The sequence below is a fragment of the Streptomyces verrucosisporus genome (genome assembly GCF_017114865.1).
Classification (GTDB): Bacteria; Actinomycetota; Actinomycetes; order Streptomycetales; family Streptomycetaceae; genus Streptomyces; species Streptomyces fenghuangensis.
This window is the reverse complement of record NZ_JADEYH010000005.1, coordinates 21,903-48,147: the sequence shown is the minus strand read 5'-3', so window position 1 is coordinate 48,147 and position 26,245 is coordinate 21,903. Positions and strand designations below refer to the sequence as shown.

The following is a 26,245-nucleotide window of genomic DNA, read 5'->3' as shown; positions in this document are numbered from 1 at the left end:
GGGTCCGCCCGGCGCCATCCGGGCGGGCCCACGCCCGTCCCGGGCTCCGTCGCCCGCCCCGCCGCCCAGTCCACCGCCGGCTCCCCGCCGACCCCGCTTACAGGAGGACCGCCGTGTCCCGCAGTCAGCTCGCACCCGGTGTCGAGGTCGTCGCCGTACCCGGGCGGGGTCTCGCCGTCCGCACCGCCGAGGGGGAGTTCCTCGGCGTCCGGACACGGGGCGCCGACGAGGAAGCCCTGCTCCGTCTCCTGTCCGGCGCCGCCGGAGAACCGGCGGACGCCGAACAGCGCCGCATTGTCAGGGCGTTCGAGGACGCCGGCTATCTGACGGACGGTCCGCCGCGGCCGCGGTGGACCGCCGCCCGCCGAAACGTCCGCCTGCTGGGCGACCCGGTGCTCACCGAACCGCTCGCCGCACAGCTGACCGCCCTGGGCGCACGGCCGCGCACCGCCCGGGCCACCGCTCCCGGCGCGTCGCCGGGCGGCCTGGACGATCTGCTCCACGACGACCCCGCCGCCGTCGTGTGGTGCCTGGACGGCCCCGTGCCCGGCGGACTGTGGGACGCCGCGGACCGGCTGCCCGCGCACGGCGTCGCCTGGCTGCGCTGCCACCGCGAGGGGCGGCAGGCGTACGTCGAGCCGCTCGCCGCCGCTCCCGGGGACGTCACCTCGGCCCACGTCAGGGCCCGCCGGCTCGCCGCCACCCCCGCCCACCGGGAACTGGCCGCCTACTGGAGGGGACCCCGCGCCTGCGGCGCCCCGGCCGGGCTCACCCCTCCCGCGGCCGGCCTGCTCGCGGCACTGCTCGCCGACGACCTGCTGCGGTGGGCCGCGGGCCTCCCCGAGGAGGCCGGCCTGCCCGCGCGGCGCCGGCTCAGGCGCGTGGACCTGCGCACCCTGACGGTCACCGAGCACCCCGTCCTCCCCGTGCCCGCGGTCGCACCGATGCCGGGGACCGCCCGGGAGCAGGAGGCCTCCCCGGCGCAGGGGCGGGACGGATGACGCCGTCCGGCGCCACCGGCGGGGAGCCGGTCATCGAGCGGGAACCGGTCACCGTCGGGGGACTGGCCACCGACGTCCGCCTCCCCGCGGACCGCGGCCCCTTCCCGGCCGTCCTCCTGCGCACCCCCTACGACCGCCTGCGCCACCGGGCCGAGGCGAGAGGCTGGGCCCGACGCGGATTCGCCGCCGTCGTCCAGGACGTACGCGGCCGGTTCGCCTCGCCCGGGCACTGGAGGCCGTACGAGAACGAGACCGCCGACGGGGCGGCGACCACCCGCTGGATCCGGCGGCAGCCCTGGAGCGACGGCCGGCTGGTGGCGGCCGGTGCCTCCTACGCCGCCCACTGCGCGCTCGTCCTCGCCCTCGACGCGCCCGGGGACGCCCGGCCCGACGCGGTCCTGGCCGCCGTACCCGCCCTCGGCGCCGCCGAGACCGCGCGCGAACCCTCCGGCGTGGAGCGGCTGCTGGCCCGTGCCGGATGGTGGGCCGCCCACGGCGACCGGAGCGACTCCGACGAGAGGGCCCTGGAGGCGGCCCTCGCCGCCGACCCCGGCCTGCTCGGCCACCTGCCGCTGACCGGCCTGCCTCAGCGGCTGGGCCGCGACCTGCCCTCCTGGGCGGGGCTGTGGCGCCACCGCGACCGGGGCCGCCCGGTGTCGCGGGCGGCGCACGCGGCGGTGCCCCTGCTCGCGGTGGGCGGCCTCCACGACCCCTTCGCCGAGGACACCGACGCCCTGTGGCGCGCCTGGGGCGGCCCCTCGGCGCGGCTGCTGACGGGCCCCTGGGGGCACGGACTGACCGCCGCGCCCGGCCCCGGCGCCGGCCCCGCCCACCGGGTGAACCTCGGCGAGCTGTACGCCGGCTGGGCCCACCGCGCCCTCGCCGGCGAGCTCGCCCCCGGACACCGCGGCGCGCTGGCGCTGGCCGGCGCCGACCGGTGGCTGCCCGCCGGCACCGAGGGCGAGCCGCGCGCCCAGCGGCTGCGGCTCCTGCACGGCCGCGCCTTCACCGCCGACCCCGGACGCCCCGTCCGCTCCGACGACCTCGCCGTCCCCACGGCCGGAACGCCCGACCGGTGCCTGCTGGCCACCGCGCCGCTGCCCCGCCCGCTCGACGCGGTCGGCCCCGCGCGGGTACGGCTGCGGGCCGCGGCCGACACCCCGTCCGCCGACTGGGCCGCCCGGCTCGTCGCCCTCACCCCGGACGGGAGGGCCGAGCCGCTGGCCACCGGCATCGTCCGGCGCGAGGAACCACCCGGCCGGGAAGCCGAGTTCACCATCGATCTGGGCCGGCTCGCGCGCCGGCTGCGGGCGGGCACCCGGCTGCGCCTGGAGATCGCCGGACACCACTTCCCGGCCCACGCCCGCAACCCGCACACCGGGGACGACCCGATGACCGCCGATCGGCTGCTCGCCTCACGCCGGGAGATCGGCTCCGGCGGCGTGGCGCTGACGCTGCACGTACTGCCCTCCCGCCCCACCACCACCGAACCCGCCGAGGAGATCCTGCGATGACCGCGCTGCCGCTCCAGGCCCTGGTCGACCCCGTCTGCGGCATCGTCCGCAAGGTCAAGCCCGTCGAGCACCCCGCGGGCGCGCCGCCCCGCTACACCGCGTTCACGGCCGAGATATCCGACGCGCGCAGACTCGGCCTGTGGCCCGCCGACCGGGTCTCCCTGGGCACCACCTTCGGCGACCCCGAACAGGCCCACCTCGCAGCGGTGGCCGAGGGGGTGGAACGTTACTGCGGCAACCGCGTACCGCCGCCCGGCCACCCGGACGCCCCGCTGCACGCCACCGCCGCCGAACTGGCCGGCAAGGGGCTGCGGCTGTACGGACCGGGCGACCTGCCGGCCTACGCGCCCTGGCAGTACGCCCGGGAGGGGTTCCCCTACCGCCCTCTCACCGACGACACCCCGGCCCTGTGGACGCGTGGCGCCGAGCGCCTGCCCGACGGCACGACCGCCGAGGTCTGGGCGCCCGTCGCGCTCACCCACCTCAACTGGCGCCAGGGCGGATTGCGCTCGCTGCCCCGCACCCACCACCTCAACTACGCGGGCATCGCCACCGGCCAGGGCCTGGACGACGCGGCCGAACGCGGCCTGCTGGAGATCGTCGAACGCGATGCCCTGGAGCTGTGGTGGCACCTCGACGGGCCGACGCGCGGCATCGATCCGGCCAGCGTGCCCGGCCTCACCGGCGACCTCGCCGGATCCGCGCTCGACCTCCACCTCGTCGAGATGCCCTCGGAGTTCGCCCCCTGCGTGGCCGCGCTCGTCCACGACCCCCGCCTCGGCCTGTACGCGGCCGGGTTCGCCTGCAAGTACGACCCGGCCGAGGCCGCCCGCAAGGCGGTGCTGGAGGCCGTGCACACCTGGGTCTTCACCCAGGGCCTGACCGACCCCGGCGGCTGGGTGTTCCAGGCCGTCGAGGCCGGTCTGCTCGCCCGCGGGCTCTACCTGGACCACCGCGCCGACGGCCGCTACCTCGATGTCTGCGGCGAGGAGTTCGAGCACGTACGGGACCTGGGGGCGCACGTACAGGTGTGGCTGGACGAACGGATGGCGCCCCAGGCCCGGCGCTTCACCGAACCCGCGCTCGGGACCGTGCCCGTGGACGCGGTCGAGCCCGGCAGCCGGGAGAGGCTGGAGCGCGTGCTGCGCGAACGCGGCCACCGCGTCATGACGTTCGACCTCACCACCGAGGACGTGGCCGAGACCCCGCTGCGCGTCGCCCGCGTCCTGGTCTCCGGGCTCCTGCCCAACGCCCCGGCCGCCTTCGGGTACTTCGGCTGCCCGCGCCTGGCCGATGCCGCCGTCGGGCGGGGCTGGCGTACGACCGCCCCCGCCGGGCCGGAGGACTTCACCCTGGCGCCCCCGCCCCACATGTGAGGGTCGCCCCATGGAACACACCTTCGAGGAACACGCCCATGGCGACCACCCGGTGGACCTCGCCGCCGCCCTCGCGCTCGCCCGGTCCCCCGGTCCCCCGGGCCCGGCCGCGCCCGCCGGCCCCGCCGTCCGGGCCTGGCCCGGGCCGTCGCTGCCCGTCCCGGACGCGGCCCCGGGGGAGGTCGACCTGGACGCCGTACTGCGCCTGTCCCTGATGGCCTCGGACGGCTCCGGGCGCCTGCGGCCGGCGCCCTCCGCCGGCGCGTTGCACCCGGTGGACGCCGAACTGGCCGTGGGAACCGGCTGCTCCCTGCCGCCCGGCCGCTACGGCTACGACCCGCTGCGCCACCGCGTGCACCGCCTCGGCCGGCTCCCCGGCGGCACCCGGCCGGGCGTGACCGCCCACCTGTCCGTCACCGCCCGGCGCACGGTCTCCCACTACGGCCACCGGGCCTGGCCGCTGCTGCTGCTGGACACCGGGCACGCCGCCGCGGCGCTGTTCCTCGCCGCCCGCGCGCTGGGCATGGGAGAGCCCGAGGCCCGCCTGGACGGACTCGCCGGAAACCCGCTCGCCGCGGTGCGCATCCCCCCGCCCGGCGGCACACCGCCGCCGCGGGACGCACCCGCCACCGCCGAACTGCGGGCCCGCCGCAGCGCCCCGCCGCCGCTGACGGGTGCCCCGCCCCCCAAGGCGCTGCGGGCCGTCCTGGCCGCCGCCGCACGGGCGGGAGGCGGAGAGCTGCGCTGGTGCGCCGCCGTCGGATCACCGGACCCCGGCCTGGTCGAGCCGGACGCCGACGGCACGGAGGTGCGCCGGTACGCCGCCGGAGAGGCCCGCCCCACACTGGCGGCCTGGGCCGCGGGCCAGGCGTGGATCGCCGGCGCCGGCGCCGTCCTGCTCGCCCACGGCTGCCCAGCCGACGCCGACGCCCCGCACATCCGCCGCACCCATCTGCGGGCCGGATTCGCCGTCCACCTGGCCCAGCTGGCCGCCCTGCGCCACGGACTGGCCGCCCGGCCCGTCGGCTCCTGGCAGCAGGCGGACCTCGGCGCCGCCCTCGGCGGCACGCCCGGCCGGGACTGGATCGTCCACGCACTGGCCCTCGGCACCCGCCACGCCGACGAGGAGAACACCACGTGATCGTCCACCCCGAACTGCGCCGTGCCGCGCTGCGCGCACGGCGCCCCCTGCTGGCGGCCACCCTCCTGCAGGGCGCCGTCACCCTCACCCACCTGGCGCAGGCCGCGCTGCTGGCCGTCGCGCTCGCCGACCTGGCCCGCGGGCAGACCGGCAGACTTCCGTGGCTGCTGGCCGCCGTCCTCGCCGTCGTCGCCGTCCGCGCCGGGCTCGCCGTACGGCAGCGGCGCACCGCCACCCGCGCCGGAGCCCGGGCGAGGGTGGCCCTGCGGGACGAACTCCTGTGCCGCCTCGGCCGGCTGGGGCCCGCGCACCTGGCCTCGGCCGGCCCCCGCTCCGGGGGAGCCCCGGCGCGCGCCGGGGCGGTGCGCACCACCCTCGTCGACGGGGTGGAGGGCGTCGACGCCTACGTCTCCCGCTACCTGCCCCAGCTCCTGGTCACCCTCACCGTGCCGCCCCTGGTGCTCGCCGTCCTGGCCGCCGTGGAACCGGTGGCGCTCCTCGGCCTCGTCCCCGCCCTGCTGCTCGCCCTGTGCGGGCCGCGCGCCTGGGACCGGCTGCTTGCCAGACGCGGCAGGGAGCACTGGGACACCTACGAAGGACTGGGCGCCGACTACCTGGAAGCCCTCCAGGGCATGCCCGCCCTGCGCGCCGCCGGCGCGGTCGGCCGCACCCGCGAACGCCTGGAGGAGCGCTCGGCGGCACTGCACCGGGCGACGGTCGCCAAACTGCGGGTCTCCCTGGCCGACACCGGCATCACCGACCTCGCCGTCCAGGGCGGCACCGCGGCCGCCGCGCTCCTGGCCTGCTGGTCGGCCGCCACCGGATCCACCGCGGCCACCGGCACCTATCTGGCGCTGCTGCTGGCCTCCGAGTGCTTCCGGCCGGTGCGGGACCTGGCCCGCGAGTGGCACGCCGGATACCTGGGGGCGTCGGCCGCGGACGGGATCGCGGCGCTGCGCACCGCCGAGCCGGCCGTCCGCGACACCGCAACGGCGCCCGCGCACTGGCCGGGACCGCCCGAACTGTGCTTCGAGAACGTCGAGTTCACCTTCGATGGTGCGAAGGAACCCGTTCTGCGCGGTGTCTCCTTCACCGCGCGGGCCGGACGGACCACCGCGATCGTGGGCCCCTCCGGCGCAGGCAAGTCCACGCTCCTGGCGCTGCTCCTGCGCCACCACGACCCGCAGGCGGGCCGGATCACCCTCGACGGGACCCCCACGACCGCATACGCGCTGGACTCGCTGAGGCAGGGCATCGCCGTGGTCTCCCAGGAGACCTACCTCTTCCACGACACCATCGCCGCCAACCTGCGCCTGGCCCGGCCGGACGCCACGGACGGCGAACTGGCGGACGCGGCGCGCGCCGCCGGCGTCCACGACGAGATCACCGCCCTCCCCGACGGCTACGCCACCGTCCTCGGCGAGCGCGGCGCCACCCTGTCCGGCGGCCAGCGCCAGCGGCTGGCGCTGGCACGGGCCCTGCTGGCCGACGCCCCGGTGCTCGTCCTCGACGAGGCCACCAGCTCGGTCGACGAACGCCGGGAGACGGAGATCGTCCGCGAACTGGTGAACGCCGCGAGCGGCCGGACCGTCCTGGTGGTCGCCCACCGGCTCTCGGCCGTCCGGCACGCCGACCGCATCGTCGTCCTCGACCGGGGGCGGGTGGACGCCGTCGGCGAGCACGCCGGCCTGGCCGAGGCCGGGGGCGTCTACGCGCGGCTGGTCGAGGCCGGCCGCGCCCACCGGGGAGGAGTCGCCGCATGAGCACCGCGACCGACACCGCCGACGGGGCGGACGCGCCCGCGCGGGGATCGCTGCGCGCCCTGCTCCCCGCCCTCGCCGGGCACCGCGCCATGGCGGCGCGCACCTGCGCCGCCGCGCTCGTCGAACAGGGCTCCCTCGTCGCGCTGCTGACCCTGGCCGCGCACACCGTGGGGGCGGCCGTCATAGAAGGACGCGCCCCCTCGGCCGCCACCGTCACCGCGCTCGCCGCCCTCGTCCTGGTGCGCGCCCTGGCGACCTGGCGCGAGATGGACCTCTCCCACGACCTGGCCTACCGGGTGCTGGCCGCACTGCGCGTGAGGGTCTTCGACGGGCTCGCCCGCAGCGCCCCCGCCCGCGTCGCCGGCCGGCGCAGCGGAGACCTCGCCGCCACCGCCATGGCGGACGTGGAGGCGCTGGAGTTCTTCTACGCCCACACCACCGCCCAGCTCCTGGCGGCGGGAACGGTCCTCACAGGCGGCACGGCGGTCCTCGCCGCGGTGGACCCGTGGCTGCCGGCGGCCGTGCTGCCGGTCGCGGTGCTGCTGGCCGCCGCGCCCTTCGCCGACGCGCGCGAACGCGCGGCACGCGGGGGCCGCACCCGGGCGGCCGCCGCGCGGCTGTCGGCCGACACCGTGGAGACCGTCGACGGGCTGCGCGAACTGCTCGCCTTCGGCGCCCTGGCCGAGCGCCGCCGCCTGCTGGCCGACAGGGGACGGCAGGTGGGCGAGGCCCAGCGCGCCGAGGCCACCCGGGAGGCCGTGGCCGCGGCGGTCCGCGACCTCCTCATCGTGGTGGCGGTCCTCGGCGTGGTCGCCGCGGCCGCGCAGTCGGTGACCTCCGGCCGGCTGCACGGCGCGTGGGCCCCGGCGGCCATGGCACTGGCCCTGTCGATCCTGGGGCCCGTCGCGGAGTCGGCCAGGACGCTGAGCCAGGCCGTGGCGCTGCGCGCGGCGGCCGCCCGGGTCGGCGCGGCGGCGGGCGCCCCCGCCCTCGCCCCGCCGCCCGCCGCGCCCCGCCTGCTGCCCCCGGGCCCGCTGGGCGTCCGCCTGCACCGGGTGAGCTTCGACTACGGCGGCAAACCGGTGCTGGACGGCGTCGAACTGACCGTCCCTCCCGGGCGGACCCTCGCGCTGGTCGGCGCCTCGGGGGCCGGCAAGTCGACCTGCGCCCATCTGCTGGCCCGGTTCTGGGATCCGTCCCAGGGAGAGGTGCAGCTGATACCCGCCGACGGCGACCCGGTCGACATACGGGAGGTGGACGACGCCGAACTCCGGCGCGCCGTCGCACTGGTGGGCCAGGAGACGCCGCTCTTCCACGGCACCCTCGCCGAGAACCTGCGGCTGGCCGCACCCGGTGCGGACGACGGCCTGCTCGCCGAGACGGCACGGCTGTGCGGAGTGGACCGGATCGCCCCGATGGACACCCCGGTCGGCGAACGGGGCGCCACCCTGTCGGGCGGCCAGCGCGCCCGTATCGCCCTGGCCCGCGCGCTCCTGACCCGGCCCAGGGTCCTGGTGCTCGACGAGTCCACCGCCCATCTGGACAACGACGGAGAGGCCCGGCTCGCCGCCGCTCTCCAGGAGGAGGGCCGCACCACGATCGTCATCGCGCACCGCCGCGCCACCATCCGCCGGGCCGGCCGCATCGCCGTCCTCGAAGACGGACGCATCGCGGAGGAGGGCACCTGGGAGGAACTCACCGCACGCCCGGACAGCGCCCTCAACCGCAGCCTCGCCGCCACCGCGCCCTGAGGACTCCGCGGGTTCCGCGACGTGCCGCCCCCACCGGGGCCCGGTGGGGGCGGCACGTCGTCTCCGGGCCCCTGGTGCCGCGTCGATCAGGGTCTGCCCGGTGGCGAGGCCCCCCGGCCTTCAGGTGCCGGGGCCTCCCCGGGCCCGCGGGGCCGAGGGGACGCGACCGCAGAGCGGTTGGAAGCCGCATGCAGTTGTCCTGCCCGGACTTTCGGCCGACACGGCATGGGCACTCCCCCCGGCCGGAGGCCGGGGGGAGTGCGTACCCGACGCCGCTAAGCAGGCGGGATTTGCCGGACAGGACCTGGGCCCCTGCCCGGGCCGCCTCCGCCCGGTACGGCTGTCCGGCGGGGCTGGCCGCCAGGGCTGCCGGATACGGCGCCAGGCCGGCACCCGGGGGAGCGGGGGCCGGCCTGGCGCCGCTGGAGGGCGGTGCCCTCCGTGCGGAGAGGGGATCAGCGGCTGCCGTAGGGCAGCAGGGCCATCTCCCGGGCGTTCTTGATCGCGCGGGCGAGCTGCCGCTGCTGCTGGGAGGTGACGCGGGTGACGCGGCGGCTGCGGATCTTGCCCCGGTCGGAGACGAACTTCCGCAGCAGATCGGTGTCCTTGTAGTCGATGTAGGTGATCCCGGCGGTGTCCAGGGGGTTGGGGCGGGGCTTGGTGCTCTTGCGGGTGTCGGGACGGCGTGGCATGGGGAGATGCTCCTCGGTTCTCACGGATCGGGTGGCCGGACCGGCCCGGGGTTCAGGCGGCGTCCAGAAGGGGGGCGAAGGCGGCGGGGAGGCGCCTCCACGCCTCCCGGCCCGCGGCGTACTCGGCGTCGGTGAGCAGACAGGAGTCGAGCAGCCTCACCAGGCCCTCGCGGTCCAGGTCGGGGGAGGTGAAGACCAGGTGCTGGCAGCGGTCGCCGTGCTCGGGGTGCCAGTCCAGCGCGGCGGCCGTCCGGCGGACGGGGTCCACCATCTCCCAGGCGGCGTCGGGCAGCGAGGCCAGCCAGGGTCCGGCACTCTCGACGCAGAGCGCGCCGCCGGCGCAGTCCCAGGCCAGCAGGGTGTCGGGCCGGTCGGCCAGCCAGAAGCGGCCGCGGCTGCGGGCGGCGGCGCAGGCGAGGTCCTCCAGCGCCTCGTAGAGCCGTCCGGGGTGGAAGGGGCGGTGGCGGCGCCAGACCAGGGTGGCCACCCCGGCCTCGTCCGCCTCCTGGGGCAGCCGGGAGCAGGCCGGATGCTGGGCGGTGGCGGCCATCGCCGCATCGAAGCCGGCGAGCGCGGCCTCGGCCAGCTCCCCGGAGGCGGCCCGCACCCGGCGCGCGGCCGGGTGGAGCTGGGCCAGGAGCGCGTGGTCGGTCTCGTCGGCCTCGGGGCTGTCGACGAGGGCGAGCACGGGGGCGTACTCCAGTTGCCGGGCCCAGGTGTCGGCGACCGTGCGCTGGTCGGTGGCGGCCGCGGCGAGTCCGGCCTCGGCCAGGTCGTCACCGTTTGCCAGACAGGGCAGGACGAGGGCGGGGTCGACCGCGGTGACGACGCCGGTCAGTTCCAGGACGTCGTGGCCGTGGGCGTCGATGACCTCGGCCATGCCCCTGGGCTCGACGGAGTCCCACAGTTCGACGACCGCCAGCCGGGCGGAGCCGCCGGCGGCCAGCCGCTCCAGTTCCGGGATCAGGTCCTCGCGCAGCGCGCAGCAGGCGCAGTCGTTTACCAGGGGCGCCTCGCCGCGGGACAGCTCGCCCGAGGTGTCCCGCACTGTGCGCAGCACCGTGCCGTCCGCGGCGCCGGACAGGTCGTGGTGGAGGGCCATGCCGCCCGGCACGGCGCGCAGCAGCCGCTCCACGACCTCGCGGCGGGCGTCGGCGTGCAGCCCGGCGACGATCACGACGGGCAGCCGGGCCTCCATGGTCATCGGCGGGCTCCGCGCGAGCCGTAGCGGCGCTCGAAGCGCTCCACGCGCCCGGCGGTGTCCAGGACCCGCTGGGTGCCGGTGTAGAAGGGGTGGCTCGCCGAGGAGATCTCGACGTCGACCACCGGGTAGGTGTTGCCGTCCTCCCACTCGATCGTCCTGTCGCTCGTCATGGTGGAGCGGGTGAGGAAGGCGAAGCCGGCGCTCCTGTCGCGGAAGACGACGGGGCGGTAGGCGGGGTGGATTCCGGGTTTCACGGTGGTGTCCTCGGGTCGTGCGGCCGGGGCCGGGGCGGATGTCGGATTCTGAGCCGGGGTCAGCGTTCCTCGCGGAAGTCGACGTGGCGGCGGGCCAGCGGGTCGTACTTGCGCAGGACCATGCGGTCGGGGTCGTTGCGGCGGTTCTTGCGGGTGACGTAGGTGTAGCCGGTCCCCGCGGTGGAGCGGAGCTTGATGACCGGGCGGAGTTCACTGCGTGCCATGGCGCTAGTATATGACAATGGTTTCCATTATCGAAAAGGGAGCCGTCCGCACCGACGGGAAGGAACCCCCTTGTCCGCCCACTGTCAGCTGACCGGCGCCGAGCCGGGCTTCGGCAACAACATCTCCCACTCCCACCGGCGCACCCCGCGCCGCTTCGACCCCAACATCCAGCGCAAGCGCTACTGGCTGCCCAGCGAGGGGCGCCACGTCCGGCTCACCCTCAGCGCGAAGGGGATCAAGACCGTCGACACCATCGGGATCGAGGCCGCCGTGGCCCGCATCCGGGCGAGGGGAGGAAAGGTCTGATGGCGAAGAAGAGCAAGATCGCCAAGAACGACAAGCGGAGGGCGACCGTCGAGCGGTACGCGGCCCGGCGCGCGGAGCTGAAGGAGATCATCCGCCGCACCTCCTCCACCGAGGACGAACGCGCCGCCGCACTGGCCGAGTTGCGGCGCCAGCCGCGCGACGCCAGCGCGACCCGGGTGCGCAACCGGGACGCCGTCGACGGCCGTCCGCGCGGCCATCTGCGGAAGTTCGGACTCTCCCGGGTGCGGATGCGGCAGCAGGCCCACGCCGGGTTCCTGCCCGGAGTCACCAAGTCCTCCTGGTAGAAACCCCTTCGGGGCGGAGGCGGTCGGCCTCCGCCCCGAAGAGGTCGGTGGACGGGGATGTGCGGGCGCGGTGCGAGAGGTGGCCTCACTCCTCCATGCGCCCGCGGACCCGGCGGGAGGGCGTGAAGGTGTAGAGGTCGAGGATGCCGGGAGGTTCGGCGAGGCCTGGGCCGCCCCGCTCGACCCAGGCGGTGATGTCGGCGGCGGCGTCGGGGTCGTTGACCAGGCCGAGCCAGACCGGCCGCCCGCCCGCCGCGCGTCCGGCGGAGGAGGGCTGGACGACGATGACGTTCGCGTGCTCGCAGGCGTCCAGGCAGTCGGTGGCGCGGACGGCCGCGACGCCGTCCAGGGACCGGCGCAGACCGCGCAGTTGGGCGGCGTGGTCGAGGCCGGGGATCTTGGCGCTGCCGCAGCAGCAGCCGCGGCAGACGGTGACAGTGCACCGTGCCGCGCCCGGCGGCGGGGTGGAACCGGCGGACCGGGAACGCCTGCTCACTCGGCGCCTCCCGCGGGAGCGCCGCGCCACGCGGTCTCGCGCAGCAGGCGCAGGCCGTTGAGGGCGACGACGACGGTGGAGCCCTCGTGCCCGGCGACGCCGAGCGGCAGCGGCAGGGTTCCGATCAGGTCCCAGGCCACGAGGACGGTGATGAACACCCCGGCGATGACCAGGTTCTGCACCACCAGCCGGCGGGCGGCCCGCGACAGCCTCATCACGGCGGGGACGGTGGCGAGTTCGTCACGGACCACGACGGCGTCGGCGGTCTCCAGGGCGAGGTCGGAGCCGGCTTCGCCCATCGCGAGGCCGCAGTGCGCGGCCGCCAGCGCGGGGGCGTCGTTGACGCCGTCACCGACGACCAGCACCTTCCGGCCCTGCCGCTCCCACGCCCGGACGGCCGCGGCCTTGTCCTGGGGCAGGAGCCCGGCGCGGACGTCGGTGACGCCGACCTCGGCTGCCAGGTGCCCGGCGGCGCGCTCGTTGTCGCCGGTCAGCAGTACCGGTGGCCGTCCGGTCAGTTCGGTCAGGGCGGCGACGGTGGCGGCGGCGTCCGGCCGCAGCCGGTCGGTGACGCCCAGCACGCCGACCGGGGCCCCGTCGCGGAGCACCACGACGGCGGTGCGTCCAGCCTCCTCCAACTCCCCTGCCGCGGCGCGGGCCTGCCCGGCGCCATCGGGCAGGAGCCGGCCGGGGGAGCCGACCTGGACGGCACGGCCGCCGACGGTGGCGCTCACGCCCCGGCCGGGGGCGGAGGTGAAGCCGGACGCGGCGGCCAGGGTGAGGCCGCGTTCGCGGGCGGCGTCGACGAGGGCGCGGGCCAGCGGGTGTTCGCTGGGGTGCTCGGCCGAGGCCGCCAGGGCCAGCAACTCCTCGCCGGTCAGCCCGCTGCCCGGCAGCGGGCGCAGGTCGGTGAGGTGCGGGGCGCCCTCGGTGAGGGTGCCGGTCTTGTCCAGGGCGACGGTGTCGATCTGCCCGAGGCGCTCCATGACGACGGCGGACTTGGCGAGCACGCCGTGGCGGCCGGCGTTGGCGATGGCCGACAGCAGCGGCGGCATCGTGGAGAGCACCACCGCGCACGGCGAGGCCACGATCATGAACGTCATCGCGCGCAGCAGCGCCGACCGCAGGTCGTCGCCGAGGGCGAGCGGGACGGCGAACACCGCCAGGGTCGCGATCACCATGCCGACGGAGTAGCGCTGTTCGACCTTCTCGATGAACAGCTGCGTGGGGGCCTTGGTCTTCGAGGCCTCCTCGACCATCGCCACGATCTTCGCGATCACCGTCCGCGACGGATCCCGCTCCACCCGCACCGTGAGGGCGCCCGTGCCGTTCACCGTGCCGGCGAACACCTCGTCCCCGGGCTGCTTGGCGGCCGGCAGCGGTTCGCCGGTGATGGTGGCCTGGTCCACCTCGCTCTCGCCGGCGAGGACCGTGCCGTCGGCGCCGACCCGCTCGCCGGGGCGGACCAGGACGGTGTCGGCGACCGCCAGTTCCGCGGCCGGAACGGTCTCCTCGCCTCCGCCGGGCAACAGCCGGGTCGCGGTGGCCGGGGCGAGATCGAGCAGGCCGCGCACCGAGTCCGCGGTGCGGGCGGTCGCGACCGCCTCCAGAGCGCCGGAGGTGGCGAAGATGACGATCAGCAGCGCCCCGTCGAGGACCTGGCCGACGGCGGCGGCGCCGAGGGCGGCGACCACCATCAGCAGATCCACGTCCAGGGTCTTGTCCCGCAGGGCTTTCAGGCCCTCCAGGCCCGGCTCCCAGCCGCCGGTGACGTAGACGGCGGCGAACAGCGGGCCCCACAGCCAGGCGGGGGTTTCCAGCAGGTGCAGGGGGAGGGCGGCCAGGAAGAGGGTCAGGGCGGCGAGCGCCCAGCGGGCCTCGGGCAGCGCCAGGATCCGGGTGCGCCCGCGCGGCGCGGCGGCGGTGTGTTCCCCCGGCGGCGCCGGGGCGGTCAGTGTCGAGGTCATGGGCGACGGCCTTCGGGAGACGTGGGGTCCGGGCCCCACACCATACAGGAATGGTTGAACATCCTTTCATGTGTTGGTTTCCGTAGGATGAGGACATGGGTCATGGAGCGAAACCCCCCGAGGGCGGCAGTACGGTTCCGCGTGCCCGGCTGACCGCGCAGAACGCGCCCAGGGTCGCCGAGACCCTCCAGGCCCTGGCCACCCCCTCCCGGCTGCTGATCCTGGCCCGGCTGCGCGAAGGCCCCTGCGCGGCCACCGAACTGGCCGCCGCCGTCGGCATGGAGCAGTCCGCCTGCTCCCACCAGCTGCGCGTCCTGCGCACCCTCGGCCTGGTCACCGGCACCCGCCGGGGCCGCAGTGTCGTCTACGCCCTGCACGACGATCATGTCGCCGAACTCCTCGACCAGGCCCTCCACCACGTGGAGCACCTGCGCCTGGGGCTGGCCGACGCGCGGATCGGCGCGGCCGAGCCCGCCGCCTCCTCCTCCTGAGCCGCCGGACCCTGCGGGTCCGCGCCGACCGCCGCCCGGCCGGGGCCGCCCCGAGTCACGGACTTGATTGATTTCCCCGATGCGGGGAATCCGGACGCCGGCGTGATTGTTTAATGTTCAAGCAAGCCCGGCCGACGGGTGTACGGCGCAAGGACGAGACCTGTCATGGGCATATTCAGCCGCAATCGCACACACGACACCGACGAAACGGAGACCGCAACCGTGAGCACCCCCGTCAAGCTCGCCGTCGTCTACTACTCCTCCACCGGCACCATCGCCGAGATCGCCAAGGAGATCACCCAGGCCGCGGAGAAGGCCGGCGCCGAGGTCCGTCTGCTCAAGGCCGCCGAACTCGCCCCACAGGCCGCGATCGACTCCAACCCGGCCTGGGCCGCCAACGCCACCGCCACCGCCGGCATCCCCCACGCCACCCCCGAGGACATGGAGTGGGCCGACGCGGTGATCTTCGGCTCCCCCACCCGCTACGGCAACATCGCCGGCCAGCTCAAGCAGTTCATCGACACCCTCGGCGGCCTGTGGGCCCAGGGCAAGCTGGCCGACAAGGTCTACAGCGGCTTCACCTCCTCCGCCACCGCCCACGGCGGCCAGGAATCCACCCTGCTGGCGCTGTACAACACCATCCACCACTTCGGCGGCATCCTCGTGGCCCCCGGCTACACCGATCCGTCCAAGTTCGCCGACGGCAACCCCTACGGCACCTCCCACGTGGACGCCCAGGGCAACAACCCCGTCGACGACACCACCCGCACCGCCGCCCGGATACAGGCCGAGCGCGTCGTGAGGATCGCCACCGCCCTCAAGAAGGGCCTGACCGCCTGACCGCCTGACGCGCTGCGCACCGCCCGGCCTCCGGGCACGATGCACGCGCCGGGCCCGGCCGGCGGAGCCTGGGTGCCAACGGTCCTCGCAACACCCGCGGTCTGCGGGGGTCGCGGGGACCGTGGGCGCTGAGCCTGATGGTCTCGCGGGGTCGAGGGAGCGGTTCCCTGCGCGGCCGGGTGCCGTGGGGAACGTGACCGCGGTGGCGCGTGAGCCGGGGGTGAACCGACGGCAGAACGGATCACGGACCACGGCCCGGCCCGCCCCCGGCGGTGGCTTCCGCCTCCGGGGTGAGGGAGGGGAGCGCGGCGTCGTTCCGCGGCTTCCCCCGGCGCGCCGAAGCACGGCGTCGAGGACGAACGCGCCCGCGGCGGTAGGGCGTTCTCGCGGTGAGGTGCGCGAACCGGCGGCCGTGCACCTCAGTCCCGCTCCGCGGTGCCGGGCGAGGGCGAGGCGGGCGGGGAGGGGGAGGCGGGTCCCTCGTGGAAGGACACCAGCGGCACATTGGGCTGCTCGGGCGTGCGGTCCAGGACGGCGACGATCCCGAAGGCCGTTCCGACGGCCAGTGCGGCGGCGAGAACGCAGGTCAGCAGGGCGGGAAGGAGTCTGGGCATGGGCGGCTGCCTCTTTCGCAGATGAGAGACGACATCCGACGCACACCGGCCCCGCCCGGTTACCGCTCAGTATGGGAAGGGTGTTGACACCCGTCAAGACGGCGCTCTACGTTCCCTGGCCCAGGCGCAACACGCCTTCGACCGCGGCGCCTTCGCACCGCCGGCACGCCTCTCGCCCGGTGCCCGTCGTCCTGCCCCGGCCCGGTCCGGCACGTCCGCGCGGCCCGGCCTTCCGCCCTCACCCACCCCCGTCGGGAGTTCCCATGCTCCGTCACAGCCGCTCACGCCCGGCCCTCGCCCTCCTGGGCGCGGGCGTCTTCCTGCTCGTCCTCGCGCCGATGCTCGCCTGGTACGTCGAACCACGCGCGAAACGCACGCCGACCGATGTGAACATGACCACGGTGCTGACCGGCCGCGGCAGCTACTTCGACACCGGCTCCGTCGCCGCCGTCGAGGACCAGGAGATCACCGTCACCCGCCGGGTGCTGGGCGACGTCGCCGACAGCGAGCGCAGCGGCAGGGCCGTGTGGGATGTGTCCACCACCATCGACACGCCGGAGACGCTGCCGCTGAAGGACCCCCGCAGATCGCTGAAGTGGACCACGGAGCGCTGGGTCACCGACCGCCGCACCAACCTGCCCGTGCACTGCTGCGAGGAGACACCGGCCTTCGACGGCGACGCGTACCTGAAGTTCCCCTTCGACGTGCGCAAGCGGACCTACCGCTGGTGGGACAGCACGCTCGAAGGCGCCGTCCCGCTCCGTTTCGCCGGAACGCGGGACGTGCTCGGCCACCGGGGCTACCGCTTCACCGGCACCGTGCCGCCGGCGAGGACCGGCACCCGGCAGGTGCCGGGAAGGCTGGTCGACCGCCCCGGGCAGGGCCAGGTCCTCGCCGAGGAGTGGTACGCCAACGACCGCATCGAGCTGGTCGTCGACCCGCGCACCGGAAGGCTCCTCGACGTGAGCGTCGCCCCCCGGATGACGCTGCGCGCGCCCGGGGGCGAACGCGACGAGGTCGTCCTGCTGCGGAGCGACCGCCTGAGGTTCTCCGAGGCCACCCGACGCCAGGCGGTGGAGCTGGCCGAGTCCGACAACCGCCGTCTGCGGATGCTCGGCGAGACCGCCCCGGCGGGCGCCGCGCTGGCCGGAACACTGCTCGCCGTGGCGGCGCTGCCGGCGGGACGGAGAGCGAAACGGCGTGCCGCGCGGGACGGGGCCGGCCGGGATCTCTAGAGCGAAGTGATGAAGGGGCGGCCCCCGGGGGCCCCGCATTTGTCATCCGGTGAGTAGAGAAGCGAACACGGGGCCGGAAAACTGACGGCACCACGCGCACCCCCCGCTCGCGTGTACCAAGCCGCCGCACCGTGCGGCTCGCCCTCATCAGTGCGTTCCAGACACGAGTTGGAGCTCCCATGCCCCAGCACGTCCCTCCCCCGGCACCCGCCTGGGGAGCAGCCGTCCCCGCCCGCCCACCGGCACCTGTTCCGGAACCGGCGCCGGAACCGTCCTCGCCGCAGCCGGCGGGGCCCGCTCCGCAGCCCCGCCGGATCGCCTTCCTCGCCCGCCGTGACCTCGGCAACAGCGCCGCGGGAGGCTCGGAACTCCTGGTCGACCGCATCGCCCAGGGGCTCACCGAGGCCGGCCACCAGGTCACGCTGTTGTGCGGCGGCCCGGCCGCCCACCGCGACTACCGCGTGGTGTCGGCGGGCGGGGACATCGGGCACTTCCTGCGCGCCGGACGGGCGTTCGCCCGGCAGGTGGGCGACTGCGACCTGCTCGTCGAGGTGTGCAACGGCATGCCCTACCTCGCTCCCCTGTGGCACCGCGGTCCCACGCTGTGCCTGGTCAACCACGTCCACACCGACCTGTGGCGGATGCGCTACCCCGCCCCCGCCGCGGGAGTCGGCCGCAGCCTCGAACGGTGGACGCTCGCCGGCGCCCACCGCGGCAACCTGATGGTTGCCGTGTCCGAGTCGACCGCCGCCGCGCTCACCCGCATCGGCGTGGAGGAGGACCGGATCAGGATCGTCCACAACGGCGTCGAGCAGCCCGGACCACTCGTCCCCAAGAGCCGGGAGCCCCTCTTCCTGGCCATGGGACGGCTGGTGGAGTACAAGCGGATCGATCTGCTGCTGCGGCTGTGGGAGCGCGTCCGTCCGGTCACCGGCGGACGGCTGGTCATCGTCGGCGACGGCCCCGAGCGGCAGCGCCTGGAGGCCATGGCCGGGCCGGACGTGGTGTTCGCCGGACGGGTGACGGAGGCGGACAAGCACCGGCTGCTGTGCCGGGCGTGGCTGCTGCTCCACCCCTCGCTCGTCGAGGGGTGGGGGCTGGTCGTCACGGAGGCCGCCGTCCGCGGCACCCCGGCCGTCGGCTTCGACATACCGGGGCTGCGCGACTCCGTGCACGACGGAGTCACCGGCCTGCTGGCGCGAGGGGAGAGCGCGTTCGCCGCCGCCTGGTGCACGCTCGCGCTCGGCGACGGGCGGCGGGAGGCCATGGGGCGCGCCGCCGCGCGCCGCGCCGCCCGCTTCACCTGGGACGCAACCGTCCGCCGGTTCCGCGCAGTGGCCGCCGAGGTGTACGAGGAGTACCGCGGCGGGGCCCGGGACGAAGGGCGTCGCACATGACGCACACCCGGCTGAAGGACCCGTCCGTGCGCCGCTCCCTGACCCTGTTCCGCGCGTTCCTGCGGGAGCAGACCGACCCCGAGCGGTGCTACACCCTCCTGGCCCGGGACTCCGCCGACCAACTGGAGCGGTACGCGCCGCTGTCCGGCAGCGTGGTCGTGGACGTCGGCGGCGGCAGCGGCCACTTCACGCAGGAGTTCCGGCGCAGGGGCGCGCACGCCTACCTCTTCGAGCCCGACCGCCGTGAACTGCGCGCCCGGGGAGGGCCGCAGGAGGGCGCGGTGCTCGCCGACGGCTACCTGCTGCCGCTCGCGGACGGCGCCGCGGACGTCTGCTTCTCCTCCAACGTCCTGGAGCACGTGGCCGATCCGCGGACCTTCCTCAGCGAGCTGGTGCGGGTGACCCGCCCCGGCGGCCTGATCTACGTGTCGTACACCAACTGGCTCTCCCCGTGGGGCGGACACGAGACCGCGCCCTGGCACTACCTGGGCGCGCGGCGGGCGCGCGAGCGTTACCGGCGGCGGACCGGCCGCCCCGCCAAGCACACCCTCGGCGAGAACCTCTTCGCGATCCACATCGGCCCCGTGCTGCGCCATGTGCGCGGTCGCCAGGACGTGACCGTGGTCGCGGCGCGATCCCGCTACTGGCCGTTCCTCGCCTCCGCCGTCACACGGATCCCGGGGCTGCGGGAGATCGCCACCTGGAACCTCCTCCTCATCCTCCGGCGGTGCTCATGAGCGGAACGACGACATCGGCGCCGGCGCGGGCCGGCTCCCCGGCGGAGCCGGGACACCCGCGTTCCGGCGGACCCGCGCGGCCGGCCGGCGGCGCCCCCCGGGCCGAGGCCTCCCGCGGACGCCGCACGCTCCTGGTCTTCTGGGCCGCCGCCTTCCTGGCCTTCCTGGCCCCCTCGCCGGGGAGGACGACCTTCGAGACCAAGCTCGGCGTGCCGCTCGACCCGCAGGGGTTCATCGCCGGCCTCGGCGAACTGTGGCACTCGCGGGCCGGCTTCGGCGGCATCTTCAACCAGTACATCGGCTACGCCTTCCCCTCGCTGCCGTACTACGCCCTGACGGACCTCGCCCGCGTCCCCGTGTGGCTCGCCGAGCGCCTGTGGCTGTCGCTCGTCGTGACCACGGCCTTCTGGGGCGCGCTGCGGCTGGCCGAGCGGCTGGGCGCGGGCACCGCGCCGACCCGGCTGCTGGGCGCGGTCGCGTACGCGCTGTGGCCCACGTTCACCGTCGTCGTCGGCTCCACCTCGGCCGCCGCGCTGCCCGGCGCGGTACTGCCCTGGGTGCTGCTGCCGCTGACCTCGCCCGCCCTGGGCGCGCGGGCCGCCGCGGCCCGCTCCGCGCTGCTGGTGCCGTTCATGGGAGGGGTGAACGCCGCCTCGGTGCTCGCCTCGCTGCTGCCCGTCGGGCTGTACCTGCTCAGCCGGCCCGGGCGCGGGCACGCCCAGCGGCGCCGCAAGTGGACGCTGATCGCCTGGTGGGCGCCGTGCGTGGTCCTCGCCACCGCCTGGTGGACGGTGCCGCTGCTGCTGATGGGCGTGTACGGCGAGGATTTCATGCCGTACGTCGAGCAGGCGGACACCACCACCGCGACCATGTCCGCGACCGAACTGCTGCGCGGAGCGGGCAACTGGGTCGGCTACCTCAACTTCGGCGAGGCCTGGCTGCCCGCCGGATGGACGGTGGCCGCCGCGGCCGTCACCGTGGTGTGCTCGGCGTTCGCGGCGGCCCTGGGACTGGGCGGCCTGGCGCGGCGCGACATGCCGGAGCGGCGCTGGCTGGTGCTGACCGTGCTGGCGGTCGCGCTCGTCACCCTGGCCGGATACGGCGGCCCGCTCGGCGGCCCCTTCCACGAGACCGTCCAGGGCTGGCTCGACGGACCGGTCAAGCCGTTCCGGAACATCTACAAGTTCCAGCCGGGGCTCGCCCTCGCCCTCGCCCTGGGCCTGGCCCATCTGACGGCCGCGGCAGCCCGGCGGCTCGCCGCCCGCCCCCGGCCGTCCGGGCGCCCGGCCCCCACACGCCCGGCCCCCGAACGCCTGGTCCCCGCCCTCGCGGCGCTGCTGGTCCTGCCCGGACTGGCCTGGCCCTACGTCAACGGCGCGATCCTCCAGCCCGGCGGCTTCACCGAGCTGCCCGGCCACTGGAGCCGGACGGCCGACTGGCTGGAGCGGAACGCGCCCGAGGACCGGGCCCTGGTCGTCCCCGCCACCGCCCACGGCGTCTACACCTGGGGCTCGCCCATCGACCAGCCCCTGGACGTGCTGGCGAAGTCCCCCTGGGCGCAACGCGACTTCGTGCCCTTCGGCACACCGGGTCTGCGCCGCGCCATGGACGCGGTGGAACAGGCCCTGATGAGCGGCGGCGAGGTACCGGGGCTGCGCGACTTCCTGGCGCGTGCCGGACTCCACAACGTCGTCGTACGCAACGACCTCGACCCGGACCAGATCGGCTACGTCCCCCCGCAGACCGTCAGACGAACCCTGGAGTCCTCCGGCTACCGCAGGGTCGCGGCGTTCGGACCGCTGCTGACCGGCGGCCGGATCCCCGAGGACACCCCCCTGCAGGTGCAGGGCCTGTACCCCCGGCAGCGGGCCGTGGAGATCTACGAGCCGGCCGGTGACGCCCCGCCGCCCGGCCGCGTCGCGCTCAAACCCGTCTCCGCCACCGCCGAGATCAGCGGCGGCCCCGAGGCGCTGCTCCAGCTGTCCGGCGCGGACCCGACGCTGAAGGACCGGCCCGCCGTGCTCACCGGCGATCCCGGCCCCGGCGCCGGGACGCCGCCGCTGCGGGCGGTCGCGGACGGACTGCGCCGCGCCGACACCCGGTTCGGGCTGGTCAACACCAACACCTCCCACACCTACACCGCCGATGAGCGGAACCACCCCGAGAGCCTGCAGAACCCGGGCGAGGAGCCCAAGCAGATCCTGCCGGTCCAGGGGATGGAGCACCAGACGACGGCGGTGCTGCGCGGGGCGCGCTCGGTGACGGCCTCCAGCAGCGGCAACTGGCTGTTCCACCTGCCGCAGTACGACCCGGTGGGCGCCTTCGACGGCGACCCCGGAACGGGGTGGGCCGAGGGCAGCCCCGGGCAGCCCGCCGGCCAGTGGCTGCGCGTCGGGTTCGACCGGCCGGTGCGCCTGCCCTCCTCGATCACGGTGACACCGCTGCCCGGCGACGGAACGCGCGCCGCGCCCACCGAGGTGCGCGTGGAGACCGACCGGGGCACGGCCGACAGCCCGCTGCGGCCCGACGGCTCCCCGCAGACCGTCAAGGCCCCCGAAGGCAGGGCGGACTGGCTGAAGATCACCATCCTCGACTCGCAGCAGGCGAGGCCTGGACTGTCGGGTGCCGGGTTCTCGGAGGTGTCCGTCCCCGGTGTCCGGGTCACACGGCTGCTGGAACTGCCGCGCGACGCAGAGGGGGGCCCGGCCGGCGCCCGGATCTACTCGCTGCACCGCGCCGCGGACCCCGGCGGCCTCTCCCCGGCCACGGCGGAGAACGGACTGCACCGGCAGTTCCGCACGCGGGAGAGCGGCACGTACGACATCTCGGCGCGGGCACTGGCCGTCCCCGGTGAGGAGCTGGACCGGCTGCTGGACCGCGTCGCCCCCGGACAGCGCGGGAAGATCACGGCGACCGCCGACTCCACCAGCCGGCTGGGCCGGAACCTGAGCGCGCGCAACCTGGTGGACGGCGATCTCACCACGGCCTGGATCGCGGGCGACCGGCCCGTACTCCATCTGCGCTGGCCGGGGAGGAAGGAGATCGGCGAGATCGTCCTCGCCGCCGCCGGCGGCGTCTCCACGCGCCCCGAGGAGATACAGATCAGCTCCCCGGACGGGGCCGCGACGGCCGAGGTCGACAAGAACGGATGGGCCCGTTTCGAGCCCATCCGCACCGACCGGCTGGACATCACCGTCAGCAGGGCCGCGCCGATGACCGTCCACAACCCGGTCGCCGACGCGCGGCTGCAACTGCCCGTGGGCCTGAGCGAGGTACACATCCCCGCGCTGGAGGACCTGCGGGTGCCGCCGACGGACCCGGAGAGGCGCTTCACCCTGCCCTGCGGCCAGGGTCCGCCCCTGGCGGTCGACGGCACCCTGCACGCGACCGAGGCGTCCGGCCTGGTGCGCGACCTGACCGAGCGCCGGCCGGTGAAGGTCGGGCTGTGCGCGGACGAGGGAGCCGACGGCAGCCTCCGCCTGGCGGCGGGCCGGCACCGTGTGGAGGCGGGCGCCGCGGGCCCCCTGGCGATCACGGACGTGACGCTGGCGAGCGGCGAGCCGGAGCCGGTCGAATCCGGCACCCGCGCGGTCGAGGTGCGCCGGTGGGACGGCGGCCGCCGCGAGGTCGCCGTCGGCGCGGGCGAGGCCTCCTACCTCCAGACCCACGAGAACGCCAACGACGGCTGGAAGGCCACGCTGAACGGCGAGGAGCTCCGGCCGCTGCGGATCGACGGCTGGCAGCAGGCGTGGCTGGTCCCCGCCGGCGAGGGCGGCACCGTGCGCATGGAGTACGAACCGGACGGGCTCTACCGGGCCGGACTGGCGGGGGGTGCCGCCGGTGCGGCGGCGGTGGCCGCACTGGCCCTGTTCCGGGCACGGCGCACGGACTCCGAGGAGGAGACGGCCTCTGCCCCGGCCCTGGCCCCGGTCCCGCCGCCGGGACGGCTGCTCGGCCTGGTCGCCCTGACGGCGGTCGTGGCCGTGGCCGCGGGCCCGCTCGCGCTGGCCGTACCGGTGCTGGTGCTCCTGGCCCGGCTGCGTCCGGGCGCGCTCACGCCCGTCGCGGTGGCCGCGATGGCGGCCGCGGGGATCGTCGCGGCCACGGGCGCGGGCCTTCCCGCCGCCGGGGGCGGCGGCGCGTTCGGCGCCCCCGCCCAGGCACTCGCGCTGGTCGCGCTGTCCGCGGCGCTGGTCACGGTGGAGGGCCGGGGACGGGCGAAGCACCGCCACGGCGACGGCCCCCCGGACACCCGGCCCCTGCCCGTCCAGGACGGAGCCCCCACCGCCCACGGCGGTGGGGGAGAGCGGTGGGACACCCCCGCGGCGGGGACGGCGAGACCGGCGACGCCCCCCGGCCCGGGCGGGCGCCCCGGCCCGCCCCCCGGCCAGGAGGAGATGCACCCATGACCGGACTCCGGCCGCCCCGGCGGGAACCGCCGGGGCGGAGGCCCGCCGCACACCGGCGGGCGGCGGAAGCGCCCGCGCGGCGGATCCCGTTCGGCACGGTGGACGAGATCTCACGGCACTGCCTGCGGGAGGAGGAACCCGAAACCGTCCACATCGAGGTGCACCTGCCCCGGCGGCCGGACCCCGAGCGGCTGCGGCACGCCTTCGCGCAGGCGCTGCGGCGGCACCCGCGGGCCCTGGTGCGCGAGAGGCCGGGCGCCCGGTTCCGGCGGCGGTACGAGTGGGAGCTCGCCGACGGCCCGGACACCGACCCGGTGAGCTTCCCCCCGCCCGGCCCCGACGCCCTCGCCCTGGCCCGCGCCCGTGCACTCGGCACCTGCCCGCCGCTGTCCGCGTCCCCGCCGATGAGACTGGAGGCCGTGGTCCCGGACGGCGGGGGGTGCGTGCTGGTGCTGACCCTCCACCACACCGCGCTGGACGGCCCGGCCGCCCTGCGGATCCTGGCCACGGCGGCGCAGGAGTACGTCGGCGCCGGCAACGCCCCTGCGCCGCCCCGGAACCGGGCCGCGGGCATCCGCACCGCAGACGCCCCACCCCGCCCGGTCCCGCGCGGCCGCCCGGCACCGCCGGTGCGGCCGGTGCGCCTGGCGGCCGACAGGCCCGCGGGGACGCCGGCGGCCGGCGACGGCATGCTCGTCACCGGCCTGCCGCTGCCCCCGCGCCCGCCCCGCGGCCAGGACGGCGCGGCCCCGTACACCGTCAACGACCAGCTCCTGGTGGCGACGGCCCTGACGGTGGCGCGCTGGAACCGGCTGCACGGCGGCCGGCTCGGCCCGGTGCTGGTCACCATGCCCGCCGACGACCGCCCGCGCGGCGCGGACATGCCGATCGGCAACGGCACCCGTCTGCTGGAGGTGCGGATGTCACCCGGCTACCGGGGCGACGAGCGGCTGCTGGCCGCCGACCGCCCGGACCCGGACGCGGTCGCCCGGCTGCTGCGCCTGACGGCCGGGCGCACCCGCGCGCTGAAGGCCGCGCCGCCGGGGCCGCCGCTGGGCCGGGGCGCGGCACTGCTGACCGCGCCCGTGCTGCCGGTCGGCGTCCGGGGCGCGCTGGCGCGCGGACTGCGGGCGGTCGCGGCCCCCTGGACCTCGACGGTCCTGCTGAGCAACATCGGACGCGTCCCGTATCCGCTCGACTTCGGCGACGCGGGCCGGGCGCGGGCCGTGTGGTTCTCCGGCCCGGCCCGGATGCCGCGCGGCCTGAGCCTGTCGACGGCGGCCGTCGGCGACCGCCTCCACCTGGCGATGCGCTGGAGGCGCGCACTCCTGGACGACGATGCGGGGGCGCTCCTGGGCCGCTTCTTCGCGCAGTCGCTGGCCGCGGCGACCACGGCGCCCGGGGCCGCCGCATGACCGCCACCGTGCGGCCGGCCGGGCTGCGGGACTTCTACGAGAACCCGGCCGTTCCCGTCGCCTCCGGCCACGAGCGGAGCCTGCGCCAGGCACGGATGCCGGCACGGGCACTGGGCCCCCGACGGCCCGGCGGCCCCCCGGCCACGGTGCTGGACGTCGGCTGCGGTGACGGTTCGGCCGCGGCCGTGGCGGCACGGGAACTGGCCGGGCACCGGATCGTCGGCGTCGACTGGTCGCAGGACGCGCCGCGCCGCGTCCCGTGTCCCCGCCGTCGTACGGGGCGAACTCACCGACGGCGGGCTCCCCTTCGCGGACGGATGCGCCGACGCGGTGCTGTTCGGCGAGGTGGTGGAGCACCTGGTCGACCCGGACGGCGCGATGGAGGAACTGCACCGGGTGCTCAGACCCCTACCTGCTGGCCTTCACCGGGGTCGCCGGCCTGGTGCTGTCGCAGACGGCGCTGCAGCGCTGCCGAGCGTCCCTGATCGTTCCCGTGTGCACCACGGTGACCTGCGTGTTCGCCGTGGCGACGGGGACGTACGCCTTCGGCGAGCCGCTGCCGGAGGACCCGCTGCGGCTGGTGCTGCGGCTGGGCGGCACGGCGCTGGCGATGTGCGTCCTGCTGACACTGCCGCGCCACGACCCCCTCCGGCCGGACGCGCGGCCGAGGGCCCGCCGGACCGCCGGGCGCCGCCGGCCGGGCGGTACCCCGTACGAGAGGGAGAAGCACCGTGAAGCCCGATGACCCGCTTCTGAGGATCCTCGCCTGCCCGATCGACAAGGGGCCGCTGACGCTGTCGGCGTCCGGGGACGCGCTCTACAACCCGCGGCTGCGCCGCCGCTACCCGGTCGTGGACGGCGTTCCGCAGCTGCTCCCGTCCTCGGGGGAGGCCGTGGGGCGGGAGGAGCACGAGGAGCTGTGCCGGCGGTCCGCGACGTGAGCGGCCGGGGCGGGGCGCCCGGCCGGGCCCGTGGCTGGTATCCGGGACGGGTCCGGTCACCGCCGGGGGAGGGAAGCGCCGCGCCCGGTGAGGTCCCGTGGCGGCGGACGGGTCTTTCCGGAGTGCCCGCACATGGTTAGTCTCGGGGCGCACTGCCGGACCGGTCTGCCC

Annotated in this window: 23 protein-coding genes and 2 pseudogenes; 18 read left to right on the top strand and 7 right to left on the bottom strand. The window is 76.3% G+C overall.

Features of this window, described 5'->3' with window-relative positions; genetic code table 11:
- Window positions 1-113: 113 nt before the first annotated feature.
- Genes IQ279_RS08640 through IQ279_RS08615 form a run of 6 tightly spaced genes read left to right on the top strand, consistent with a single transcriptional unit; the run spans window position 114 to window position 8,546 of the window.
- The gene (locus IQ279_RS08640; RefSeq protein ID WP_206347766.1) at window positions 114-1,001 is read left to right on the top strand and encodes a hypothetical protein; all 888 of its coding nucleotides are present in this window, start codon (window positions 114-116) and stop codon (window positions 999-1,001) included.
- A complete protein-coding gene (locus IQ279_RS08635; RefSeq protein ID WP_206347765.1) occupies window positions 998-2,515 on the top strand; it encodes a CocE/NonD family hydrolase in 1,518 nt (505 codons plus the stop codon). Before IQ279_RS08640 ends, IQ279_RS08635 begins: the two co-directional genes overlap by 4 nt.
- Window positions 2,512-3,891 (top strand): YcaO-like family protein, encoded by a 1,380-nt coding sequence (locus IQ279_RS08630; protein WP_206347764.1) that lies wholly within the window; start codon window positions 2,512-2,514, stop codon window positions 3,889-3,891. Before IQ279_RS08635 ends, IQ279_RS08630 begins: the two co-directional genes overlap by 4 nt.
- 10 nt (window positions 3,892-3,901) lie before the next feature.
- Window positions 3,902-5,032, top strand: coding sequence for a nitroreductase family protein (locus IQ279_RS08625; RefSeq protein ID WP_206347763.1), 1,131 nt, complete (start codon window positions 3,902-3,904; stop codon window positions 5,030-5,032).
- On the top strand, window positions 5,029-6,795 hold the full coding sequence (locus IQ279_RS08620; protein ID WP_206347762.1) for an ABC transporter ATP-binding protein/permease: 1,767 nt from the start codon (window positions 5,029-5,031) through the stop codon (window positions 6,793-6,795). The genes IQ279_RS08625 and IQ279_RS08620 overlap by 4 nt, the downstream gene beginning before the upstream one ends.
- The gene (locus tag IQ279_RS08615) at window positions 6,792-8,546 is read left to right on the top strand and encodes an ABC transporter ATP-binding protein (protein WP_206347761.1); all 1,755 of its coding nucleotides are present in this window, start codon (window positions 6,792-6,794) and stop codon (window positions 8,544-8,546) included. The genes IQ279_RS08620 and IQ279_RS08615 overlap by 4 nt, the downstream gene beginning before the upstream one ends.
- Window positions 8,547-9,001: 455 nt before the next feature.
- On the opposite strand, the gene rpsR is transcribed toward IQ279_RS08615, so the two are convergent.
- The 4 genes from rpsR to rpmG are packed head-to-tail and all read right to left on the bottom strand — an operon-like array spanning window position 9,002 to window position 10,920.
- Window positions 9,002-9,238 (bottom strand): 30S ribosomal protein S18, encoded by a 237-nt coding sequence (gene rpsR / locus IQ279_RS08610; protein WP_206347760.1) that lies wholly within the window; start codon window positions 9,236-9,238, stop codon window positions 9,002-9,004.
- 52 nt (window positions 9,239-9,290) lie between these two features.
- On the bottom strand, window positions 9,291-10,442 hold the full coding sequence (locus tag IQ279_RS08605; protein WP_206347759.1) for a CobW family GTP-binding protein: 1,152 nt from the start codon (window positions 10,440-10,442) through the stop codon (window positions 9,291-9,293).
- Entirely contained in the window at window positions 10,439-10,696 is a 258-nt protein-coding gene (locus IQ279_RS08600; RefSeq protein ID WP_206347758.1) for a type B 50S ribosomal protein L31, read from the bottom strand. Before IQ279_RS08600 ends, IQ279_RS08605 begins: the two co-directional genes overlap by 4 nt.
- A gap of 59 nt (window positions 10,697-10,755) precedes the next feature.
- Window positions 10,756-10,920: a 50S ribosomal protein L33 gene (gene rpmG, locus IQ279_RS08595; protein ID WP_093655888.1), complete on the bottom strand. Its 165-nt coding sequence runs from the start codon at window positions 10,918-10,920 to the stop codon at window positions 10,756-10,758.
- Between the two features lie 70 nt (window positions 10,921-10,990).
- Between rpmG and rpmB the strand changes: the two genes are divergently transcribed.
- Both rpmB and rpsN read left to right on the top strand, forming a co-directional pair.
- Window positions 10,991-11,227: a 50S ribosomal protein L28 gene (gene rpmB / locus IQ279_RS08590; protein WP_206347757.1), complete on the top strand. Its 237-nt coding sequence runs from the start codon at window positions 10,991-10,993 to the stop codon at window positions 11,225-11,227.
- On the top strand, window positions 11,227-11,532 hold the full coding sequence (gene rpsN, locus IQ279_RS08585; RefSeq protein ID WP_206347756.1) for a 30S ribosomal protein S14: 306 nt from the start codon (window positions 11,227-11,229) through the stop codon (window positions 11,530-11,532). Before rpmB ends, rpsN begins: the two co-directional genes overlap by 1 nt.
- A gap of 85 nt (window positions 11,533-11,617) precedes the next feature.
- Here the strand turns inward: rpsN and IQ279_RS08580 are convergent, their stop codons facing one another.
- Window positions 11,618-12,028 carry a (2Fe-2S) ferredoxin domain-containing protein gene (locus tag IQ279_RS08580; protein ID WP_206347755.1) on the bottom strand — a complete coding sequence of 137 codons (411 nt, stop codon included), beginning with the start codon at window positions 12,026-12,028 and terminating at the stop codon, window positions 11,618-11,620.
- Window positions 12,025-13,995, bottom strand: a complete 1,971-nt coding sequence (locus IQ279_RS08575) for a heavy metal translocating P-type ATPase (RefSeq protein WP_206347754.1) — start codon at window positions 13,993-13,995, stop codon at window positions 12,025-12,027. Before IQ279_RS08575 ends, IQ279_RS08580 begins: the two co-directional genes overlap by 4 nt.
- Window positions 13,996-14,090: 95 nt before the next feature.
- Here IQ279_RS08575 and IQ279_RS08570 point away from each other — a divergent pair, with 95 nt between their 5' ends.
- Window positions 14,091-14,486, top strand: a complete 396-nt coding sequence (locus IQ279_RS08570) for an ArsR/SmtB family transcription factor (protein WP_206347753.1) — start codon at window positions 14,091-14,093, stop codon at window positions 14,484-14,486.
- A 222-nt stretch (window positions 14,487-14,708) separates the two neighbouring features.
- On the top strand, window positions 14,709-15,326 hold the full coding sequence (wrbA, locus tag IQ279_RS08565) for an NAD(P)H:quinone oxidoreductase (RefSeq protein ID WP_206347752.1): 618 nt from the start codon (window positions 14,709-14,711) through the stop codon (window positions 15,324-15,326).
- Window positions 15,327-15,745: 419 nt separating this feature from the next.
- Here the strand turns inward: wrbA and IQ279_RS08560 are convergent, their stop codons facing one another.
- Window positions 15,746-15,940 carry a hypothetical protein gene (locus IQ279_RS08560; RefSeq protein ID WP_206347751.1) on the bottom strand — a complete coding sequence of 65 codons (195 nt, stop codon included), beginning with the start codon at window positions 15,938-15,940 and terminating at the stop codon, window positions 15,746-15,748.
- Window positions 15,941-16,203: 263 nt separating this feature from the next.
- Between IQ279_RS08560 and pgfA the strand changes: the two genes are divergently transcribed.
- The 8 genes and pseudogenes from pgfA to IQ279_RS08520 all read left to right on the top strand — a co-directional run bounded on the left by pgfA (window position 16,204) and on the right by IQ279_RS08520 (window position 26,074).
- Window positions 16,204-17,175, top strand: coding sequence for a cell envelope lipid trafficking protein PgfA (pgfA, locus tag IQ279_RS08555; protein WP_206347750.1), 972 nt, complete (start codon window positions 16,204-16,206; stop codon window positions 17,173-17,175).
- Between the two features lie 179 nt (window positions 17,176-17,354).
- Window positions 17,355-18,572, top strand: coding sequence for a glycosyltransferase family 4 protein (locus IQ279_RS08550; protein WP_206347749.1), 1,218 nt, complete (start codon window positions 17,355-17,357; stop codon window positions 18,570-18,572).
- Window positions 18,573-18,583: 11 nt separating this feature from the next.
- Entirely contained in the window at window positions 18,584-19,309 is a 726-nt protein-coding gene (locus tag IQ279_RS08545) for a class I SAM-dependent methyltransferase (protein ID WP_372445108.1), read from the top strand.
- Entirely contained in the window at window positions 19,306-23,718 is a 4,413-nt protein-coding gene (locus IQ279_RS08540; RefSeq protein ID WP_206347747.1) for an alpha-(1->3)-arabinofuranosyltransferase domain-containing protein, read from the top strand. Before IQ279_RS08545 ends, IQ279_RS08540 begins: the two co-directional genes overlap by 4 nt.
- The gene (locus IQ279_RS08535) at window positions 23,715-25,133 is read left to right on the top strand and encodes a condensation protein (protein ID WP_241027821.1); all 1,419 of its coding nucleotides are present in this window, start codon (window positions 23,715-23,717) and stop codon (window positions 25,131-25,133) included. The genes IQ279_RS08540 and IQ279_RS08535 overlap by 4 nt, the downstream gene beginning before the upstream one ends.
- Window positions 25,130-25,541, top strand: a pseudogene (locus IQ279_RS08530) (class I SAM-dependent methyltransferase); the annotation flags it as partial. The gene IQ279_RS08535 and the pseudogene IQ279_RS08530, both read left to right, overlap by 4 nt.
- Window positions 25,534-25,878, top strand: a pseudogene (locus tag IQ279_RS08525) (hypothetical protein); the annotation flags it as partial. The pseudogenes IQ279_RS08530 and IQ279_RS08525, both read left to right, overlap by 8 nt.
- Window positions 25,865-26,074, top strand: a complete 210-nt coding sequence (locus tag IQ279_RS08520; protein WP_206347746.1) for a Trm112 family protein — start codon at window positions 25,865-25,867, stop codon at window positions 26,072-26,074. The pseudogene IQ279_RS08525 and the gene IQ279_RS08520, both read left to right, overlap by 14 nt.
- Window positions 26,075-26,245 lie beyond the last annotated feature (171 nt).

Coding starts and splice junctions, on each gene's coding strand:
- IQ279_RS08635 (WP_206347765.1), top strand. CDS start 998: ATGACGCCGTCCGGCGCCACCGGCGGGGAGCCGGTCATCGAGCGGGAA.
- IQ279_RS08630 (WP_206347764.1), top strand. CDS start 2,512: ATGACCGCGCTGCCGCTCCAGGCCCTGGTCGACCCCGTCTGCGGCATC.
- IQ279_RS08625 (WP_206347763.1), top strand. CDS start 3,902: ATGGAACACACCTTCGAGGAACACGCCCATGGCGACCACCCGGTGGAC.
- IQ279_RS08615 (WP_206347761.1), top strand. CDS start 6,792: ATGAGCACCGCGACCGACACCGCCGACGGGGCGGACGCGCCCGCGCGG.
- rpsR (WP_206347760.1), bottom strand. CDS start 9,238: ATGCCACGCCGTCCCGACACCCGCAAGAGCACCAAGCCCCGCCCCAAC.
- IQ279_RS08605 (WP_206347759.1), bottom strand. CDS start 10,442: ATGACCATGGAGGCCCGGCTGCCCGTCGTGATCGTCGCCGGGCTGCAC.
- rpmG (WP_093655888.1), bottom strand. CDS start 10,920: ATGGCACGCAGTGAACTCCGCCCGGTCATCAAGCTCCGCTCCACCGCG.
- rpsN (WP_206347756.1), top strand. CDS start 11,227: ATGGCGAAGAAGAGCAAGATCGCCAAGAACGACAAGCGGAGGGCGACC.
- IQ279_RS08575 (WP_206347754.1), bottom strand. CDS start 13,995: ATGACCTCGACACTGACCGCCCCGGCGCCGCCGGGGGAACACACCGCC.
- IQ279_RS08570 (WP_206347753.1), top strand. CDS start 14,091: ATGGGTCATGGAGCGAAACCCCCCGAGGGCGGCAGTACGGTTCCGCGT.
- IQ279_RS08560 (WP_206347751.1), bottom strand. CDS start 15,940: ATGCCCAGACTCCTTCCCGCCCTGCTGACCTGCGTTCTCGCCGCCGCA.
- pgfA (WP_206347750.1), top strand. CDS start 16,204: ATGCTCCGTCACAGCCGCTCACGCCCGGCCCTCGCCCTCCTGGGCGCG.
- IQ279_RS08550 (WP_206347749.1), top strand. CDS start 17,355: ATGCCCCAGCACGTCCCTCCCCCGGCACCCGCCTGGGGAGCAGCCGTC.
- IQ279_RS08540 (WP_206347747.1), top strand. CDS start 19,306: ATGAGCGGAACGACGACATCGGCGCCGGCGCGGGCCGGCTCCCCGGCG.
- IQ279_RS08535 (WP_241027821.1), top strand. CDS start 23,715: ATGACCGGACTCCGGCCGCCCCGGCGGGAACCGCCGGGGCGGAGGCCC.